This window comes from Microbacterium sp. (genome assembly GCF_048259935.1).
Classification (GTDB): Bacteria; Actinomycetota; Actinomycetes; order Actinomycetales; family Microbacteriaceae; genus Microbacterium.
This window is the reverse complement of record NZ_JBLXHF010000007.1, coordinates 1-16,606: the sequence shown is the minus strand read 5'-3', so window position 1 is coordinate 16,606 and position 16,606 is coordinate 1. Positions and strand designations below refer to the sequence as shown.

At 64.9% G+C, this 16,606-nt stretch carries 22 protein-coding genes and 1 tRNA gene; 14 read left to right on the top strand and 9 right to left on the bottom strand.

The genetic code is table 11. The annotated features are described in order from the left end of the window. Window positions 1-3: 3 nt before the first annotated feature. Window positions 4-795 carry a class E sortase gene (locus ACN0RC_RS12350; RefSeq protein ID WP_417512144.1) on the bottom strand — a complete coding sequence of 264 codons (792 nt, stop codon included), beginning with the start codon at window positions 793-795 and terminating at the stop codon, window positions 4-6. Between the two features lie 78 nt (window positions 796-873). Here ACN0RC_RS12350 and ACN0RC_RS12345 point away from each other — a divergent pair, with 78 nt between their 5' ends. Beyond that, window positions 874-1,113 carry a cell division protein CrgA gene (locus ACN0RC_RS12345; protein WP_417512143.1) on the top strand — a complete coding sequence of 80 codons (240 nt, stop codon included), beginning with the start codon at window positions 874-876 and terminating at the stop codon, window positions 1,111-1,113. A gap of 89 nt (window positions 1,114-1,202) precedes the next feature. Then, window positions 1,203-1,646, top strand: a complete 444-nt coding sequence (locus tag ACN0RC_RS12340) for a hypothetical protein (RefSeq protein WP_417512141.1) — start codon at window positions 1,203-1,205, stop codon at window positions 1,644-1,646. A gap of 179 nt (window positions 1,647-1,825) precedes the next feature. Here the strand turns inward: ACN0RC_RS12340 and ACN0RC_RS12335 are convergent, their stop codons facing one another. Beyond that, window positions 1,826-2,722: a rhomboid family intramembrane serine protease gene (locus tag ACN0RC_RS12335; protein WP_417512139.1), complete on the bottom strand. Its 897-nt coding sequence runs from the start codon at window positions 2,720-2,722 to the stop codon at window positions 1,826-1,828. A 24-nt stretch (window positions 2,723-2,746) separates the two neighbouring features. Continuing rightward, on the bottom strand, window positions 2,747-3,304 hold the full coding sequence (locus tag ACN0RC_RS12330; RefSeq protein WP_417512137.1) for a peptidylprolyl isomerase: 558 nt from the start codon (window positions 3,302-3,304) through the stop codon (window positions 2,747-2,749). A 159-nt stretch (window positions 3,305-3,463) separates the two neighbouring features. On the opposite strand from ACN0RC_RS12330, the gene ACN0RC_RS12325 reads away from it, so the two are divergent. Both ACN0RC_RS12325 and ACN0RC_RS12320 read left to right on the top strand, forming a co-directional pair. Further along, window positions 3,464-3,961: a DNA helicase gene (locus tag ACN0RC_RS12325; RefSeq protein WP_417512135.1), complete on the top strand. Its 498-nt coding sequence runs from the start codon at window positions 3,464-3,466 to the stop codon at window positions 3,959-3,961. Then, the gene (locus ACN0RC_RS12320) at window positions 3,958-4,422 is read left to right on the top strand and encodes an aminoacyl-tRNA deacylase (protein WP_417512133.1); all 465 of its coding nucleotides are present in this window, start codon (window positions 3,958-3,960) and stop codon (window positions 4,420-4,422) included. The genes ACN0RC_RS12325 and ACN0RC_RS12320 overlap by 4 nt, the downstream gene beginning before the upstream one ends. A 16-nt stretch (window positions 4,423-4,438) precedes the next feature. Here the strand turns inward: ACN0RC_RS12320 and ACN0RC_RS12315 are convergent, their stop codons facing one another. From ACN0RC_RS12315 to ACN0RC_RS12305, 3 genes are read right to left on the bottom strand one after another with little or no spacing between them, the layout of a single operon-like run. Then, window positions 4,439-4,861, bottom strand: coding sequence for an NUDIX hydrolase (locus ACN0RC_RS12315; RefSeq protein ID WP_417512131.1), 423 nt, complete (start codon window positions 4,859-4,861; stop codon window positions 4,439-4,441). Window positions 4,862-4,896: 35 nt separating this feature from the next. Further along, complete coding sequence (locus ACN0RC_RS12310; RefSeq protein ID WP_417512129.1) at window positions 4,897-6,492, bottom strand: amidohydrolase; 1,596 nt, start codon at window positions 6,490-6,492, stop codon at window positions 4,897-4,899. A 29-nt stretch (window positions 6,493-6,521) separates the two neighbouring features. After that, entirely contained in the window at window positions 6,522-7,655 is a 1,134-nt protein-coding gene (locus tag ACN0RC_RS12305; protein ID WP_417512127.1) for an aminotransferase class V-fold PLP-dependent enzyme, read from the bottom strand. Window positions 7,656-7,735: 80 nt separating this feature from the next. Here ACN0RC_RS12305 and ACN0RC_RS12300 point away from each other — a divergent pair, with 80 nt between their 5' ends. The 7 genes from ACN0RC_RS12300 to ACN0RC_RS12270 all read left to right on the top strand — a co-directional run bounded on the left by ACN0RC_RS12300 (window position 7,736) and on the right by ACN0RC_RS12270 (window position 13,373). After that, window positions 7,736-8,197, top strand: coding sequence for a hypothetical protein (locus ACN0RC_RS12300; protein ID WP_417512126.1), 462 nt, complete (start codon window positions 7,736-7,738; stop codon window positions 8,195-8,197). 84 nt (window positions 8,198-8,281) lie between these two features. Continuing rightward, complete coding sequence (ectA, locus tag ACN0RC_RS12295) at window positions 8,282-8,854, top strand: diaminobutyrate acetyltransferase (RefSeq protein ID WP_417512379.1); 573 nt, start codon at window positions 8,282-8,284, stop codon at window positions 8,852-8,854. 73 nt (window positions 8,855-8,927) lie between these two features. Then, complete coding sequence (gene ectB, locus ACN0RC_RS12290) at window positions 8,928-10,256, top strand: diaminobutyrate--2-oxoglutarate transaminase (RefSeq protein WP_417512124.1); 1,329 nt, start codon at window positions 8,928-8,930, stop codon at window positions 10,254-10,256. After that, the gene (locus ACN0RC_RS12285; RefSeq protein ID WP_417512122.1) at window positions 10,253-10,645 is read left to right on the top strand and encodes an ectoine synthase; all 393 of its coding nucleotides are present in this window, start codon (window positions 10,253-10,255) and stop codon (window positions 10,643-10,645) included. The genes ectB and ACN0RC_RS12285 overlap by 4 nt, the downstream gene beginning before the upstream one ends. 75 nt (window positions 10,646-10,720) lie before the next feature. After that, entirely contained in the window at window positions 10,721-11,617 is an 897-nt protein-coding gene (gene thpD, locus ACN0RC_RS12280) for an ectoine hydroxylase (protein ID WP_417512121.1), read from the top strand. Between the two features lie 282 nt (window positions 11,618-11,899). After that, complete coding sequence (locus ACN0RC_RS12275; protein WP_417512119.1) at window positions 11,900-12,979, top strand: 3-deoxy-7-phosphoheptulonate synthase; 1,080 nt, start codon at window positions 11,900-11,902, stop codon at window positions 12,977-12,979. Window positions 12,980-13,166: 187 nt separating this feature from the next. Continuing rightward, window positions 13,167-13,373, top strand: a complete 207-nt coding sequence (locus ACN0RC_RS12270) for a hypothetical protein (protein WP_417512117.1) — start codon at window positions 13,167-13,169, stop codon at window positions 13,371-13,373. A gap of 161 nt (window positions 13,374-13,534) precedes the next feature. On the opposite strand, the gene ACN0RC_RS12265 is transcribed toward ACN0RC_RS12270, so the two are convergent. Next, window positions 13,535-13,611: transfer RNA gene (locus ACN0RC_RS12265), tRNA-Ala, on the bottom strand. Between the two features lie 133 nt (window positions 13,612-13,744). Here ACN0RC_RS12265 and ACN0RC_RS12260 point away from each other — a divergent pair. From ACN0RC_RS12260 to ACN0RC_RS12250, 3 genes are all read left to right on the top strand, one after another. Further along, window positions 13,745-14,194, top strand: a complete 450-nt coding sequence (locus ACN0RC_RS12260; protein WP_417512116.1) for a hypothetical protein — start codon at window positions 13,745-13,747, stop codon at window positions 14,192-14,194. Then, window positions 14,172-14,600: a hypothetical protein gene (locus ACN0RC_RS12255; RefSeq protein WP_417512114.1), complete on the top strand. Its 429-nt coding sequence runs from the start codon at window positions 14,172-14,174 to the stop codon at window positions 14,598-14,600. Before ACN0RC_RS12260 ends, ACN0RC_RS12255 begins: the two co-directional genes overlap by 23 nt. A gap of 203 nt (window positions 14,601-14,803) precedes the next feature. Further along, window positions 14,804-15,580 carry an HIRAN domain-containing protein gene (locus ACN0RC_RS12250; RefSeq protein WP_417512112.1) on the top strand — a complete coding sequence of 259 codons (777 nt, stop codon included), beginning with the start codon at window positions 14,804-14,806 and terminating at the stop codon, window positions 15,578-15,580. A gap of 29 nt (window positions 15,581-15,609) precedes the next feature. Here the strand turns inward: ACN0RC_RS12250 and ACN0RC_RS12245 are convergent, their stop codons facing one another. Beyond that, window positions 15,610-16,173 (bottom strand): hypothetical protein, encoded by a 564-nt coding sequence (locus ACN0RC_RS12245; protein WP_417512111.1) that lies wholly within the window; start codon window positions 16,171-16,173, stop codon window positions 15,610-15,612. A 110-nt stretch (window positions 16,174-16,283) separates the two neighbouring features. Next, complete coding sequence (locus ACN0RC_RS12240) at window positions 16,284-16,466, bottom strand: hypothetical protein (RefSeq protein WP_417512109.1); 183 nt, start codon at window positions 16,464-16,466, stop codon at window positions 16,284-16,286. Between the last annotated feature and the right edge of the window lie 140 nt (window positions 16,467-16,606).

Genomic DNA, 16,606 nt, shown 5'->3' with positions numbered 1-16,606 from the left:
CTCCTAGATGGACGGGGGTGCGACTTCGGCGACGGGTTCGAGCGATGCCGGTGGTCCTTCGGCGCGCGGCTGGAAGCCCTCGAAGACGGCGTAGCCGACTATGCGCTCGGCGAGGGAGTAGAGGGGCGAACATGCCGTGAGCGTCATATACCGCTCGCCTGTCGCGGCTCCCGGCACCTGCGGCACGTCCAGCAGCACATCGACCTTGTCGGGGGTGACGTACTCGAGCGTGCGGAAACGGTAGGTGTACCAGCCCTCCTGCGTCTCGACGACGATGGCATCATCAAGACGCAGCTTGTCCATGCGGTTCAGCGGTGCGCCCCACGTGGTGCGGTGCCCGGCCATCGAGAAGTTGCCGACCTGACCAGGCATGGCGGACTGGTCGTACACCCCGATCCATCCGTTGTCGAGGGTGACCGGGCGCGAGGTGCCACCGGCGATCGCGACGTTGTAGTCGGGGCCGAAGCGCGGAATCAGCATCTGCGCGAATTTCATGCCGTGCTCCGGGTGCGCCAGCACCGGTGGCTCGTACCAGACGTCGCCATCTTCTTCTGTGGTGACCGGTGGCGGCTCTGGCACGGGAAGCTGAGCCCACTCCTCGGAGACAGCGTGCCCCTCGCTGTTGCTCTGTGCGCCGATGATGATGTCACCGATCCACATCTGCCATGAGACGAACAGCAGCACGACCACGCCGGCCGTCAGCAGCAGCTCGCCGAGGACGCTTGTGAAGGTTGCTCGCGGCCGCACGCGCCGACGTCGCGCGCGCCGAGTGGGCAGCGAGGAGGGTGCGGTCATAGGCGTGATCATATCCGGCGAAGTTTGCCATCACCCGCGGAAGCGGGCGGAACGGGCTCTCATGGGTAGAATGACGGCATGGCACGTGACCGCAAGAATGAAGAACCCGTCGTCGAACGGGCAGAGGGCGACGCCGCCCCCAACGCCGTCTGGTTCAAGCCCGTCATGCTCGGCTTCATGCTGCTGGGGCTCGCGTGGATCCTCGTCTTCTACATCTCGGGCATGCAGTTCCCGATTCCCGGCATCGGCTCATGGAACCTCGCCATCGGCCTCGGCATCGCACTGATCGGCTTCTTGATGACGACCCGGTGGCGATGACTGCCCATTGATCTGTTCGAGATGCCCCTCGCTTCGGCGGGGGGTATTTTGCGTTATCGGATGCGGAGTCGGCTTCTACACTGATCGGCATGAGCGGACAATTCGCCCGTTGGCGTGAAGCGTGGTCGGTGGACCACGAGCTCGCGGTGCTCTGCGTCGACGGCATCCAGAGATCCATCACCGTCGACCATCGTGCAGCATTCGCCTTCGACGACGGCGAGCATGCCGCTCTGATCGTGCACGTATCCGCACCGGAGCCCGTGCCACTGACGTTCGTGGCATCCGCTGGAATCTCGTCGAGATCAGTGTCGCCGACCGGCAGGCCGCCGTGGCGGCTGTCCAGCGCGAATTCGGGTCTACAGGCCCCGGTCTGCGTGACGCCGAAACAACGGTCGTCGGCGAATGGCCGAGTACGCGCGTGGCGGTCAGCTTCCGTCACCCTCACTATCCACAGGGACGACTGCGGCGGAGCATCCGGGTGTTCGACGACGCGGGACGCGTCTCTCCGGCGCTCTATGCGTCAGTGCACCTGATGGAAGATCTAGCAACGAGGCATCTCCCGCCCACGTCGGCGGCGAAGGACGGAATCCTCGAAGTCTGACCTACCCGTCGAGCCCGAAGTTATCCACAGGTCTGTCCACAGCCTGGGGAGAATTACACGGTTGTTATTCACAGGGGTGGAGAAGCCTGTTAACAACTTCTGACCGGGCGGTTAAGCCGTGATGATCAGAGGTGGGATGAACGCCACCACGAGGATCAGTACGACAACGACCGCGATGAGCAGAAGAATCTGCCACCTGCGCTGCGCGCGGCGCCGGGTGCGCGTGTAGATGAACGCGATCAGCGCGCCCACGATGGCGCCGCCGAGGTGCGCCTGCCAGGCGATGCCGCCGATGAAGAAACCGAAGGCGAAGTTCACGGCGAGCACGATGAGGATTCCGGTGACGTTCGCACCGATGTGCCGGCCGATGATCAGGAGCGCTGCGAGCAGGCCGAAAATCGATCCAGATGCTCCGACAGTCGCTGTATTCGGGGCGAGCAGGGCGACCATCACCGATCCGCCGAGCCCACTGATCAGATAGAGCGCGAGATAGCGGACGCGGCCGAGCATCGGTTCGAGATTCTGACCGAGCATCCACAGCGCGAGCATGTTCAGCGCCAGATGGATGAATCCGCCGTGCACGAAGATCGCCGTGAGCAGACGCCACGGCTCGAACGGCATCCCCGACAGGCTCGGGTACAGATAAGCCGCGTGAAAGAGGAGGGCGCCGGAGATCTGGTCGCCGAGGCCCGGGATGAGCTGAACCAGCCCGATGAACGAGGTGATGGCGAGAAGCGCGTAGGTGACGACGGGCTTCCCGCTGCGCGTTGCCATGGTGAGCGAGCTGGCGGACCGGCGTCCCCACTGGCGCTGCGCGCGCTTCTGCGCGGGAGTGCGGCTTTGCTGCTGCTGCTTCATGCACTCCGGGCAGATCACGCCGACGGCAGCCTGCGTCTGACATTCAGGGCAGATCGTGCGCATGCAGCGCTGGCAGAGCACGAAGCTCTGCCGATCCGGATGGCGATAGCAGAAGTTGTCGCGGTTGCTCGCGAATTCAGAAGACGTCATCCGGATCGGCCAGAGAGTGCGGAATCAGACCGCGACGATGTCGACCGACTGGAGGACGACGTCCTCGACCGGGCGATCACCGGCAGCGGTGGGAACAGCCGCGATAGCGTCGACGACCTTCTTGGACGCGTCGTCTGCGACCTCACCGAAGATCGTGTGCTTGCCCTGCAGCCACGGCGTCGGGTCAGTGGTGATGAAGAACTGCGAGCCGTTCGTGCCCTCAGCCTTGCCCGTGATGGCGTTGCGGCGAAGACCTGCGTTGGCCATGGCGAGGATGTAGGGCTCGTTGAAGTTGAGATCCATGTTGATCTCGTCGTCGAAGTTGTAGCCGGGGCCGCCGACGCCCTGACCGAGCGGGTCGCCGCCCTGGATCATGAAGTTCGGGATGATGCGGTGGAAGATGACGTCCTTGTAGAGAGCGCCCTCGCCCGGCTTGCCCGTGGCGGGGTGGGTCCAGTCCTGGGTTCCGTCGGAGAGGCCGACGAAGTTCTTGACGGTCTTCGGGGCCTGATCGCCGAAGAGGTTGACGACGATGTCGCCATGGTTGGTGTGGATGGTGGCAACGTGTGAGTGCTGAGGCATGAGGATATTCTCTCAGAGCTTGCCGGATGCTGGCCCAAAGCCGGCACGTGAACATAGCGCGCCGGCGATCCGTTGACAAGGGTCGGCACAATCAGTGCGGGCACACAGACTCGTCTGGCAAGATAGTGAACCCGTACTCCACATCGACAGGAGAACATTGTGAGCCTCACCCGCAAGCGGAAAAAGGAACTGCGCCGTCTGCAGAACGACGCGAACGAGCTCTGGGAACACCAGCAGGAGCTCGTCGGCCACGCGGCCGGGATCGCACGTGAGGCCGGTCGCCAGCTCGGCAACGTCGGCCGCGAGCAGGTCTTCCCGATCGTCCAGGACGCCTACAAGCGCAATGTGGCACCGACTGTCGAACGCGGCGTCAAGATCGGTCGCCACGTCGTCGACGACAAGGTCGTCCCTCTCGTCGGTGGTGTCGTCGGCAGTGCGCTCTCTGCATGGGACGTCGCGAACGCCAAGCGCCAGGGACTGACCGTCACCAATGGTCGCATCGTCAAGAAGAAGCAGGGCCCTGGCATCGGATCGGTCATCGCGATCGTGCTCGGTGCAGCGGCAGCCGCTGGCGTGCTCTACGCCGCGTGGCAGGCACTGCGCGCAGACGACGAGCTCTGGGTCGCAGACGACCCGCTTTCTGCACCTGACGCGTGAGCCTCGACCGCGTTCGGGATGCCGCGGTCACTCGTGGCCTCGACATCGAGATCCGCGAACGGCCTGAAGCCAGCAGCCTCCATGACGCTGCCGCGCTTCTCGGCATTGCGGCATCCGGCATCGTGAAGACCCTCGTGGTCAAGCGCCGCGACGATACTTACCTGTTCGCGCTGATCCCCGGCGGACGCTCGATCTCGTGGCCGAAGCTGCGCGCACTCGTCGGAGTGAACAAGCTGCGCCTTCCCGAGCCGGACCTCGCCTTCTCCGCAACCGGTTTCGAACGCGGCACGATCGTTCCGATCGGCAGCTCGACCGACTGGCCGATCTACGCCGACGAGTCGATCGTCGGCCAGCGCATCGCGATGGGCGCCGGAGCACACGGATACAGCCTGTTCGTGGATGCCGACGCGCTCATCGCCGCCTACGGGGCGACCGTCGCCGACATCTCGGTTCCCGAGTAACTCGGCTCCCGAGTAATCAGAGGATCTCGGCCATTCGCAGCGCGATGTCGACGAGCTTGACGCGTTGCAGGCCGGCCAGTTCGGGCACGCTGAACCATCCCGCCATGTCGGTCGAGCCGTTCTCCTCGAAGCGGAGCTTGCCACCGGTGATCGCTGCACGATAGACGATGCGCAGAGTGTGCAGCGGAGCATCCGATGTCGGCGACCGACGACTGGCGGGGATCACCCGCGAGTGGACGCCGAGCAGTTCGAGCACCCGCGCAGAGTAGCCGGTCTCTTCGCGAACCTCGCGGCGCACGGCGTCTTCGGGATCCTCGCCCGGCTCCAGGCCACCACCGGGCATCGTCCACGCGACGCGGCGGCCTCCGGTCCAGCGCGCAAGCAGGACGCGGTCGTCATCATCGGTGATTACCGCGTACGCAGCGACGCGCAGATCCATGCGTCAACCCTAGTGGGAGCGCTTACGTATCCCGATCAGATGACCTTCGATCCGGCCAGGTAGGTGGCGAGAACGACCGTGTCTGCAAGGTCGGAGGCGGATACTGTCACGGGATCCCGATCCACCACGATGAAGTCCGCGAACAATCCCGGGGTGAGGCTGCCGACCTCGTGCTCGCTGAACAGCTGCCAGGCGGCGTTGCTCGTCTGGGCCGCAAGGGCCTGTGCGCGCGTGACGGGTGTGCCACCGGGCATCCGGTAGCCATCGCGCGTGGTACGGGTCTGCGCCACCGCCATATTGCGGAAGGGCTCGTTCGGCGTCACCCAGCCGTCATTGTGGAACGTCGCTCGATGGCCCGCGGCGAAGGCGGCGCCAGCATCCGCCCACGCGCCGCCATGCTCCGCGCCGAACAGATCATCGACGAGCACCTCACCCCAGTAGGTGATGTGGTCGACGAACAGGCTGACGGTGACGCCGAGGGATGCTGCGCGAGCGAACTGCGCGGGCGTCATGGCCCCGCAGTGCTCAAGCCGGAAGCGGTGATCTGCGAGCGCGTGCCGGGTGATGATCTGCTCGTACACATCGAGTGTGGATTCGACCGCGAGGTCGCCGTGCGCGTGGCAGGCGAGCTGCCATCCCGCGGCGGCGTACGGCTCGGCGATGGCGAGCAGGTCGGCCGCCGTGTAGTTCGCCTCGCCGACGTGGTGCGGCTCGAGGCCGAGGCCGCGCGTCGCCTTGGTGTCGAGGTACGGGAAGGACGTGGCGATATTGCCGATCCAGGGAGAGCCGTCCGACCAGGTCTTCACGCCGACTTGACGGGATACCGCGTCGCCCTCACCGCGTGCGGTGACGGAACCGCCCGGTCGGGACATCTCGTACCACCGCAAGCGCACGGGAAGCTCGCCCTGCGCGTGCAGAGCGTCAATCAGCGGGTTGAGCTCGGCGTTCCACGAGAGGTCGGAGACCGTCGTGATCCCGCGGCGGGAGAGATCCTGAAGGTGCGCGAGAAGCAGCTCGGGAAGATGCTGCTGCGCCGTCGCGAGCATCGGGGCTACGACCTGTTCGACCGCCGCCTCCTCGACGGCCACGCCGCTCAGCGCACCGGAATCCTCGTGTCCGAATCGCGCGCCGGGTGGGTCGGGGGTAGTGGCATCGACACCGGCGGCGAGTGCGGCGGCGCTGTTGAAGTACGCGGAATGTCCGGAATTGTGGATGATGACCAGGGGAGTGGAGCCGGCGAGATCGTCGAGCCAGTGGATGTCGGGATCGGGAAGCCCGCGCTGCAGAAGCGCATCCCAGCCGTTCGCGAAAACGGCCTCGCCGCCGGATGCCGCCAGCGCAGCCCGGAGCGCCGCCAGGACGCCCGCGGCATCCGGGATCGTGACCGGGCGGATGTCGACGACCAGGTGCGACAGCAGAATGGACGAGTACCCGGGGTGCCCGTGGGGCTCGATGAGACCGGGCATGACCCAGCCGTCCAGCGCCACGATGTCGGCGTCCGGATGCTGCGCCTTGAGCGCCACTGCGGTGCCCAGTGCGACGATGCGGCCGTTTTCTACGACGAGCGCTTCGGCGATCTCGTCCGGGTCAGCGGCAAGGGGGCGGATGCGGCCGGTGAAGATCGTGGTCATCGCGCCAGTCTGTCAGGCCTCACGCGGGCTCAGCGCCCCATCGCGTCGAGTGCCTTCTCCAGCCGCGCGATCGTGCCGTCGACGTCAGCGAGCTTGTCGAGCCCGAAGAGGCCAAGGCGGAAGGTCGAGAAGCCGGCCGGTTCATAGCAGTGCAACGGGACGCCGGCCGCGATCTGCAGCCCTTGCTCCTTGAATGCCGCACCCGACTTCAGCGCGGGGTCGTCGGTGTGCACGACGACGACGCCGGGGGCCGCGTAGTCGGATGCCGCAACCGACGGCAACCCGCGCGACGCCAGCAGCTCGCGCACGCGCGTGCCGAGTTCGATCTGCGCATCACGCAGGGCTTCGAAGCCTCGGTCACGGGTCTCGATCATGGCACCGAGGTTGCGGAGCAGCGCATCAGTCGGCATCGTCGCGTGGTACGCCGCACGTCGCGCGCGGTATTCGTCGGCGATCGACAGCCACTTGCCAAGATCCATCGCGAAGCTGGTCGACGGCCGAGTGACCACGGCATCCCGACCCGCCTCGCTGAGCATCACGTACCCGGCGCACGGCGTTCCGCTCCACCCCTTCTGTGGTGCGCTGAGCAGTACGTCGACGTCGAGGGCCTGCATATCGACCCACATCGCACCCGAGGCGATGCAGTCCAGCACCAGAAGACCGCCGACTTCGTGCGTCGCCTCAGCGAGAGTGCGGATGTAGTCGTCGGGCAGGATCATTCCCGCAGCGGTCTCAACGTGCGGGGCGAAGACGACCTCCGGCCGGCGAGCGTGGATCGCTGCGACGACGTTCTCGATCGGTGCGGGAGACCAGGCCGCCTGCACGTCGTCGCTCTCGGGGTGTGCGGTGAGCACCGTGACGTCGTCGCTGATGCCCCCGGCATCCAGAATCTGTGACCAGCGGAACGAGAACAGGCCATTGCGCACCACGAGCGTGCGTCGACCGGTCGCGAGCTGGCGCGCGACGGCCTCCATCGCGTAGGTGCCGCCGCCGGGGACGATCGCCGAGGTGTGTGCGTTGTATGCCTCTTCCAGAATGTTCAGGATCTGGGGCATCGCCTCGATGAATCGGGCGGACATGTGGTTGAGCGAGCGGTCGGTGAAGACCACGGAGTACTCGAGCAGGCCACCGGAATCGACGTCATCGTGCGGGAGTGCGGTCATGGCCCCAGCATCCCATATCGCCTCTGGATGCATCAGAAATCGAGAAGCGGCAGGTACCCGCGGATTCGTACTCTGGAGGCATGACGAAGGAGAACAACATGAGCGAGAAGAACTTCACCCTCGAAGAACGCGACGCGATGAAGGCCAAGCTGGCGGAGAGCAAGACGAAGAAGTCGCGCGCGAAGAAGAGCCCAGAAGAGGCGCGTGCCGAGGGCGCGGCAGAGATCCGCGCGAAACTCGCCGACATGCCCGACGAAGACCGGATGCTGGGCGAGAAGCTCTCTGCAATGGTGACCGAGAACGCACCTCACCTGATGCCGAAGACCTACTACGGGATGCCGGCGTGGGCGAACGAGGCGGGCAAAGTGGTCTGCTTCTTCAAGCCGAAGTCCAAGTTCAAGGTGCGCTACGCGACCTTCGAGTTCGATACCGCAGCCCAGCTCGACGACGGAAACGTGTGGCCGACGGCGTACGCCGTGACAGCGCTGACCGATGCTGATCTGACCTTCCTCGCCGAGCGAGTGCGTCAGGCGGCACGCTGATTTGAGGTCGAGCGGTCGGCATGACACTGTGGAGAGGATGCTTCTTCTCTCCACGTGCGCCCCGATCCGGGGTGGTGACACGCTCTGACTTCCGCCGGCTCGACTGAGCCGAGAAGGTCACCACACGCTGCGCATATCGATGCGCAGTCAGGCCGGACGAGCCTGATTCGTCCTCCACGCATCGACGAGGGCATCGACCTCTGGCGCATCGCACGCGACTCGCAGACCCTCGATCTGAACTCCTCCTACGCCTACGTTCTGTACGCCAGAGATTTCGCCTCGACGTGCCGGATCGCGCTCGTCGACGAGCATCCGGCCGGTTTCGTCCTGGGCTACCGGCGTCCTGCCGACCCCTCCTGCCTTTTCGTCTGGCAGGTCGCCGTCGATGCCGGGTTCCGCGGGTTGGGCCTCGCCGGACGGATGCTCGATTCACTGATTCACGACGCCACGGTCGAGCCCCGCGTGCGCACTCTGCAGACGACGATCACCGACGACAACGTCGCCTCGCAGCGCACTTTCGGCAGCCTCGCGGCGCGCTGGGGCAATGCGCCGATGACCGTCACTCCCCTTTTCGAGACCGCGCATCTGAGCCTCGAGGGGCCGGACGCCGATCTCCACGATCCTGAACGGCTGTACGAGATCGGTCCGCCGATGTAGCCGTCGCCATCCGCCTGACCTCGGGCGGCGTGCACTCCCCGCACGACGACAACAAGGAGGAGAACCACTCCAAATGAATATCTTCACCCAGCTGGAATCCGAAGTCCGCAGCTACTCGCGCTCGTGGCCGGTCGTGTTCGACCGGGCCGTCGGCAGCGTGATGTACGACGAGTCGGGCGCCGAGTACCTGGACTTCTTCTCAGGTGCCGGAGCGCTCAACTACGGACACAACAATCCTGAACTGAAGAAGGTCCTCATCGACTATCTGGCCGATGACCGTGTCATGCACTCGCTCGACATGTTCACCACGGCCCGCCGTGACTTCCTCGAGGCGTTCGACGAGGTGCTGCTCAAACCGCGCAACCTCGACTACAAGGTCGTCTTCCCCGGCCCCGGTGGCGCCAACGCCGTCGAAGCCGCACTGAAGCTCGCGCGCAAGGTCACCGGCCGCGAATCGGTCATCAACTTCACGAACGCCTTCCATGGCATGACGCTCGGTGCGCTCTCTGTCACCGGAAACTCGCTCAAGCGCGGCGGCGCTGGTGTGCCGCTCGTACACGCGACGCCGATGCCGTTCGACGACTACTTCGACGGCGACTACCCGGACTTCTTCTACTTCGAGCGCCTGCTCGAAGACTCCGGCAGCGGCCTGAACACCCCTGCCGCAGTGATCGTCGAAACTGTGCAGGGCGAGGGCGGGATCAACGCCGCACGCGCTGAATGGCTTCGTCAGCTGGCAACCCTCTGCAAGAAGCACGAAGTGCTGCTCATCGTCGATGACGTGCAGATGGGCTGTGGCCGCACCGGGGACTTCTTCAGCTTCGAAGAGGCCGGCATCGTCCCCGACATCGTGTGTCTGTCGAAGTCGATCAGCGGTTACGGCATCCCCATGGCACTGACCCTGATCAAGCCCGAACTCGACATCTGGCAGCCGGGCGAGCACAACGGCACCTTCCGCGGAATCGGTCCAGCGTTCGCGACCGGCGCCGCGGCACTGCGCCGCTACTGGACCGATGACGCGCTGCGCGACTCGACGATCACCAAGGGCGCACGCGTCGAGGGCTGGTTCAACATGATCGCCGCGCGCTACCCGCAGCACGAGCTGTTCGCGAAGGGACGCGGGCTTGCCCGCGGACTGCAGTTCCCCTCGGGTGAGCTGGCGGATGCCGTCTGCCGGGCCGCGTTCGAGCGCGGGCTGCTCATGGAGACCTCAGGGCCAGAGGGCGAGGTCATGAAGATCCTTCCCGCACTCACCATCACCGATGCCGAGCTCGACCGAGGCCTGCGCATCATCGACGAGTCTGTGCGTGCGGTGCTGGGCGAGCCGAACCCGGATGCCGCAGCATCCGCCCACCTGACCATCGAAAGCGACATCGAAGACAAGGAGAACACCCCCGCATGATCGTCCGCACCATCAACGAGATCACCGACACCGACGCCGACATCCAGACCGAGAACTGGCGCAGCAAGCGCATCGTTCTCGCGAAGGAGCAGGTGGGCTTCTCGGTGCACGAGACCACACTGTACGCCGGGACCGTGAACCAGTTCTGGTACGCGAATCACATCGAGGCCGTGTTCGTCGTCGAGGGCGAGGGCGAGATCACCGACCTCGCGACTGGAGAGACCCACCAGCTCTCGCCGGGATCGCTGTACCTGCTGAACGATCACGACAAGCACGAGGTGCGTCCGCGTACCGAGATGCGCACCGTGTGTGTGTTCAACCCGCCGATCACCGGACGCGAGGTGCACGACGAGAACGGCGTGTACCCGCTGGTGACCGAACCGGTCTGATCCGCAGCATCCCTCACCACCGCACGACTCACCACCGCACGACTCACCACCGCACGAGAGACAGGAGAACGAAGCATGACAACTACGACGTCCGCAGAGGACCTGTTCCCGACCCGACTGGCCACACCGAGTGATTTTATCGCTCGCACGCAGCCGGCCGTGTGGGGATCTGACGGCGACGGCCCCTTCGAGGAGGCCGAGCTCGAAGCTCACGAGCGGCGCGGATACACCATGATCGACGATTTCATCTCCGGCAATGACGTCGCGCTGTACACGAGTGAGCTCGACCGACTGGCCGCGGATCCGGCGTTGCAGGACGACCCTCGGATGATCACCGAGCGCACCACCGGCACGGTGCGCTCGGTGTTCGAGGTAGAGAAGCTGAGCGGCACGCTCGACGCTCTCGCCCGTGATCCGAAGGTGCTGGATCGGGCCCGGCAGATCGTCGGGTCAGAGGTGTACCTGCACCAGACCCGCATCAATTACATGCCGAGCTTCACCGGCACCGGCTTCTACTGGCACTCGGACTTCGAGACCTGGCATGCCGAAGACGGAATGCCGCTGCCGCGGGCGGTGAGTCTGTCGATCGCACTGACCGACAACTATCCGTTCAACGGCGGGCTCATGGTGATGCCCGGCTCGCACCGCACGTTCGTGCCTGCTGTCGGCGAGACGCCCGACAATAACCACGAGCAGTCGCTGCAGGCACAGGAGGCGGGTGTGCCCAGTCATGCCGCCATCACCGCGCTGGCCGAGAAGTGCGGGATCGATCAGTTCACAGGAGCCGCAGGCTCGGCACTCTGGTTCGACTCGAACATCATGCACGGTTCGGGAAACAACATCACCCCGTACGCGCGATCGAATGTGTTCATGGTGTTCAACAGCGTCGAGAACGCGCTGGTCGATCCGTTCGCCGCGAAGTCTTCTCGCCCGGCGCACATCGCCAACCGCGATTTCACGCCCCTGCGCTGACGTCCCCCTCGCAAACCTGCAAAACCACGCCGAGACTGCGCCGATACGCTGCGGTCTCGGCGTGGTTTTGCAGGTTCGGTGGAACCGAGGGGTAGCGGATGGGGTAGGATCATTCGCATGACAACCCGTTGGTATGCGTATTTCGAGTCGGCTCTGGAGGGGCCGGTGCAGAAGTAGCGCCCACCAACCTTCAGAGCCGACAAGCCAGAGCATTTGCTCTGGCTTTCGCCGTTTCGGCGGGCTCTGCATCCGGGGGTCCGTCTCCGACAGAGGACAGGACCCATGAGCACCATCACCGCCACCGAATCCACCGCCGACCTGCACGTCGCGAAATTCACCACTCTCCCCACTCCGGGCGACATCGCAGCTGAGTTGCCGATCGGCGATGAGCGTTCTGCTCTTGTCGCGCGCACCCGCGATGAGGTGCGCGCGATCATGGCGGGGGAGGACGATCGCCTGCTCGTCGTCGTCGGCCCCTGCTCGATCCACGACACCGCGGCGGGTCTCGAGTACGCCGGCAAGCTCGTGCGAGAGGCCGAGACGCACCGCGATGATCTGCTGATCGTGATGCGCACCTACTTCGAGAAGCCACGGACGACGATCGGGTGGAAGGGTCTCATCAACGACCCGCACCTCGACGGCAGCCACGACATCGAGACCGGACTGCGCATGGCGCGCGGATTCCTGCGCGACGTCACAGCCCTCGGGATGCCGTGTGCCACAGAGTTCCTCGAGCCGATCAGCCCGCAGTACACCGCCGACCTCATCACGTGGGGCGCCATCGGCGCACGCACCACTGAGAGCCAGATCCACCGTCAGCTGGCATCCGGTCTGTCGATGCCGATCGGTTTCAAGAACGGTACCGACGGTGGGCTTCAGGTGGCGCTGGATGCTGCGTCCGCGGCATCCGCTCCACAGGCGTTCCTCGGGATCGGTGAGGACGGGCGCGCGAGCCTGGTGGCGACGACCGGTAATCCTGATACGTCGATCATTCTGCGCGGCGGGGCCGATGGCCCGAACTACGCCGCCTCGCACGTGGCAGAGGCATCGCGCCGGTTGGATGCTGCATTGCTCACCCCGCGCGTGGTCGTCGACGCGAGCCACGCCAACAGCGGCAAGGACCACGTGCGTCAGGCCGTCGTGGCCCGCGAACTGGGGGAGCAGATCGCTGCCGACGGTGCGGCGATCGCCGGCGTCATGCTCGAGAGCAACCTCGTCGCCGGAGCCCAGAAGCTCGACATCGCAGCCGGACGCACGCGCCTGACCCACGGACAAAGCGTGACGGATGCCTGCATGGGGTGGGATGCCACGACCGCAGCCCTCGCTGAACTCGCCGACGGAGTGCGCCGGCGCCGCACGTGACTCCGCCGCAACGAGCCGCTCAGGTCGCAAAAGACGCCGCTCAGCCGCGCTGAAAGCGGCGTCGTTTGCGACCTGGGCGGACGATGCGAGAACACTCGAGGTCGTTGTTGTCAAGGGACGCGTGCGTGGATGCCTCTGCGCGTATCGTCGCCCACACGAGCACATCGTCCGACTGGAGGGAACGAAGATGAGCATTGAGAGCAACCGCAACGACATCAGTACGGAGCCGTCGCCGGAGCCGGGAGAGGGTGACAACCTCGGTGCCGAGGACGGGAAGGGCGACCCGCCGACGGTCGTTCCCTCCGACTCCGAAGACACGGATGCTGCAGAAGACACGGATGACTCCGACGACACGGCCGCGGCCGACGTCCTCGCCGAAGACCCGAGCGAATGACGGTTCAGGTCGCAAAAGAGGCCGCTCAGCCGCGCTGAAAGCGACGCTTTTTGCGACCTGGGCGAAAGGCACGGAGCGCACCCAAGTTGTTAACAGGAATTGTTAACATGTGGAAAACTGCAGAACCCCCGGAATCTGGACGATTCCGGGGGTTCTATCTGTGGAGCCTAGGAGATTCGAACTCCTGACATCCTGCTTGCAAAGCAGGCGCTACGGCTTATCCGGAGGCCCGGGATCCCGCAGAATCAAGCGGATCCCGGGCCTCGGTCGTTCGGCCCTGTTGGGTGGAGTTGTGCACGAATGGCCCCCTAGTGGCACGAATCTGGCACGCGCGGAGCGACGTCGTCTGGCTGTATCAGTAGAGTGACCAGGTGGGTCGGAACGGCAAGTTCAGCCGCCGGAACAACCGGCAGGCGAAGAGAGTCGCAAAAAAGCAAGCGTCCGCCGCCGCCGAGCCCACCCTGTGGGAACGTCCGCCGAAGGAGGAATGGGATCCACCGAGCGAACTTTCATTCGCGTTGTCTCCCAAGAGCCGCCTGTTCGTCAGGTCCAATAGTCATCGTGGAAAGTGCATCGACTTCGCGATCTGTCATCAGGTCGGCGGGCCCTACCGCTGGGAAGACCTGTTCCGCATAGACTCCACCCACGACACAGTTCACAGTCACGACTTCACCAAGGGCAAAGAAGTGAGAACGACTATCGAGTCGATTACTAGCCCCAACACAGTAGAAGATCAATACACTGAACAGTACGACTTCATGCTTGCAACATGGGAGCAACGAGAGAAGGAATGGATCAATGCGCACGTCAGTAAGCGCTGAGCGTCGAGCACACACCGCCGCCATCCTCGGCGCGATCTCTCGCCCAGGCGTGAACTCGTTCCTGAAGGTCACCGGCATCGACGGCTCAAAACCCGTTGTGGTCGCGTTCGCTGACGAATCGATCGGCGACGTCTTCGAGCGCGTGGCGTGGAGTGCTGGGTTCGCAAATCTCTTCGTCATGATGGAGGACGGCGACCTCGCTCTCGCAAGCGTCCTGCCCCCTGCGTCATCGCTCCGTGAACGGGAAGCCGAGCCTCTGGAACTGATGAGTCCCGACAGCCCGATCGGCATGCTCGTTGAAGCAAGTCGAAAGGCAGGCGGAGCCGGATTCAACGTCCGGGTCGCGACCGCGACCGCGAAAATCGGAGCGGTCGAAGATGCACGGGATCTAGTCGAAGCGCAATAGCCTCGGAAGAGTGGTCGCTCGCTAGACTCTCGCCAAACGGGCTGGTTTGAGTGCCCGCTAATCTCGAGAGGGCACCAATGGCCGGGTTCCTGTCCAAACTGTTCGGCGGCGACAAGGCGAGACATACGCCCGCGACCACACCGCGAGCCGCTCCCGTCCCACCTTCCCGAGAGGTCCTCGTTTCGTTCCGCGAGGATATCGAAGTGTCCGGAGAGGCCTACTACCGCGACGGCATCGGCAAGATCTTCCGGGGACTCGGGCGGGCGGAGGGCGGCGTCACCATGCAGACCGCCTACCTCGTCCCTGAGCCGAACAACAAATACGACCGGAACGCTGTCCGCGTTGTTGTCATGGGCGAGCAGGTCGGACACGTCCCGCAGGAGGTCAGCGCGGCGATCGCCCGCGTCTGCGCCGGGGTCGGACGAGGCAACGTCGCTACTGTCCTGGCCCGCATCTGGGCTCGCAACGACGACGGGACCTGGCGCTCGCGTGTGACCCTCATGTTCTCTGGTGACCGTGAGAGTGAGAAGGATTATGCCGCTGAGCGTCAACAGGCCGATGCCTACTACGCCGAGCGGGAGGCGGAGCGAGCGCGCAAGGAGGCTGAGAAAGCGGCGCGTGAAGCCCACAAGGAGGCCCGCCGTGCCGCTGGTGCAGTCGAGGGCCAATACTGGCCTCTACTGAAGCCCACGATCTCGGAACTCAAGCGGCAGAAGCGAATGGAAGAGGCGCGCGACTTGCTAGAGCAGTGCATCTACGCAGCCGAGCGCGAGACGGGCGTGACCGGCGAGGTCCCTGACCCCTGGCCATCGGAGCAGATGTCCGTCGTTCTGCGCCGTCTCCGGGAGTACCCGCGTGAACTTGCGTTCCTAGAGCGTTACGTGGGTGCCTGTGGTGATCAGGAGGTCCCAGATTCGGTGATGTCGCGTCTCAGCCGTTCTCGGCTGGCAGTCGAGCGTGAGAACGCGACGGCAGAGTAGCGACGGTTTCAGCCACTTGCAATGCGGGGTCACGGGGCGGCTGGCGGCATCAGCAGAGCGCTCAGTTTATTCATCGCACCTGTCATCTCGGCCCACCTGTGGCGAGAGATGACCCGGGGCTTCCGCTCACCCGGGAAGACGCCGTCAATGAATTGCCCGAGCGACTGCGAGACGAGCCGATAAGCCTCGGCGGTGTCGAGCGCTTGCTCAAGGGTCCACCTGAAGGCCTCGCTCGTCTCAGTTCGCCCGGAGGTGGCGGGGCGCTTGCTCCGTATCCCGACATGCTCTTTCGAGTCGGGGACCTTTTCCCAGACCGAGTGGATGAGAAAGTTGCGGTCAAGCCGGACTTGATCGATGTACTGACAGATCGTGCGCAGAAATTCCACTGCTTCGTCGGGGACGCGTCTGTTGAATCCGGCTACGCGCAAGCACAGTTGGACGAGACGGCCCGTGTCCTCTCCCGCACTGATGACTTCTCCGTACGGAGACTCGATCAGGAGGGTGAATACCTCGCGAAGTTGCTCATCGACGCGAGCGGACTCATTCGCCACCTCGCCGATCGCGGCGAGCATCGACCGGTTTGGCTTGGCCACGGTCCCTCCTAAGTACAGTGTCCAGCCGATCATGACATGACCGGAGCCTCAACTACCGGTGAGCGCCCCGGCATCCGCAGACACCGAGGCGCTCGACCAGCCCGGGAGGCTCAGCGCACCGCGAACTGATCCGGCTCCACCTGACGCTCCGCGAGGATCCCGAACCGGCGAACCTCGTCCGCGAGCCCTGGGATCTCCGCCGCCTGGATCTCTCGGTACGTCTCCGGGTCGGCGCGGTGGAGTTCCGTCCATGCTCCGGTCGTGACGGTGCCCGCGAGGGCCTCCGAGAACACCCGGCCCACGGAGGCGGGGAGCGCGCGCTCTTGCTCGGCCTGGAGGCAGTAGTGCCCCTTAAGGTGGTGTAGCCCGCGGTGGCCGGCTCGTCGCTTCCGACGTAGGCGCGGTCACCGTGTGATCCTTCGAGGAAACTCTC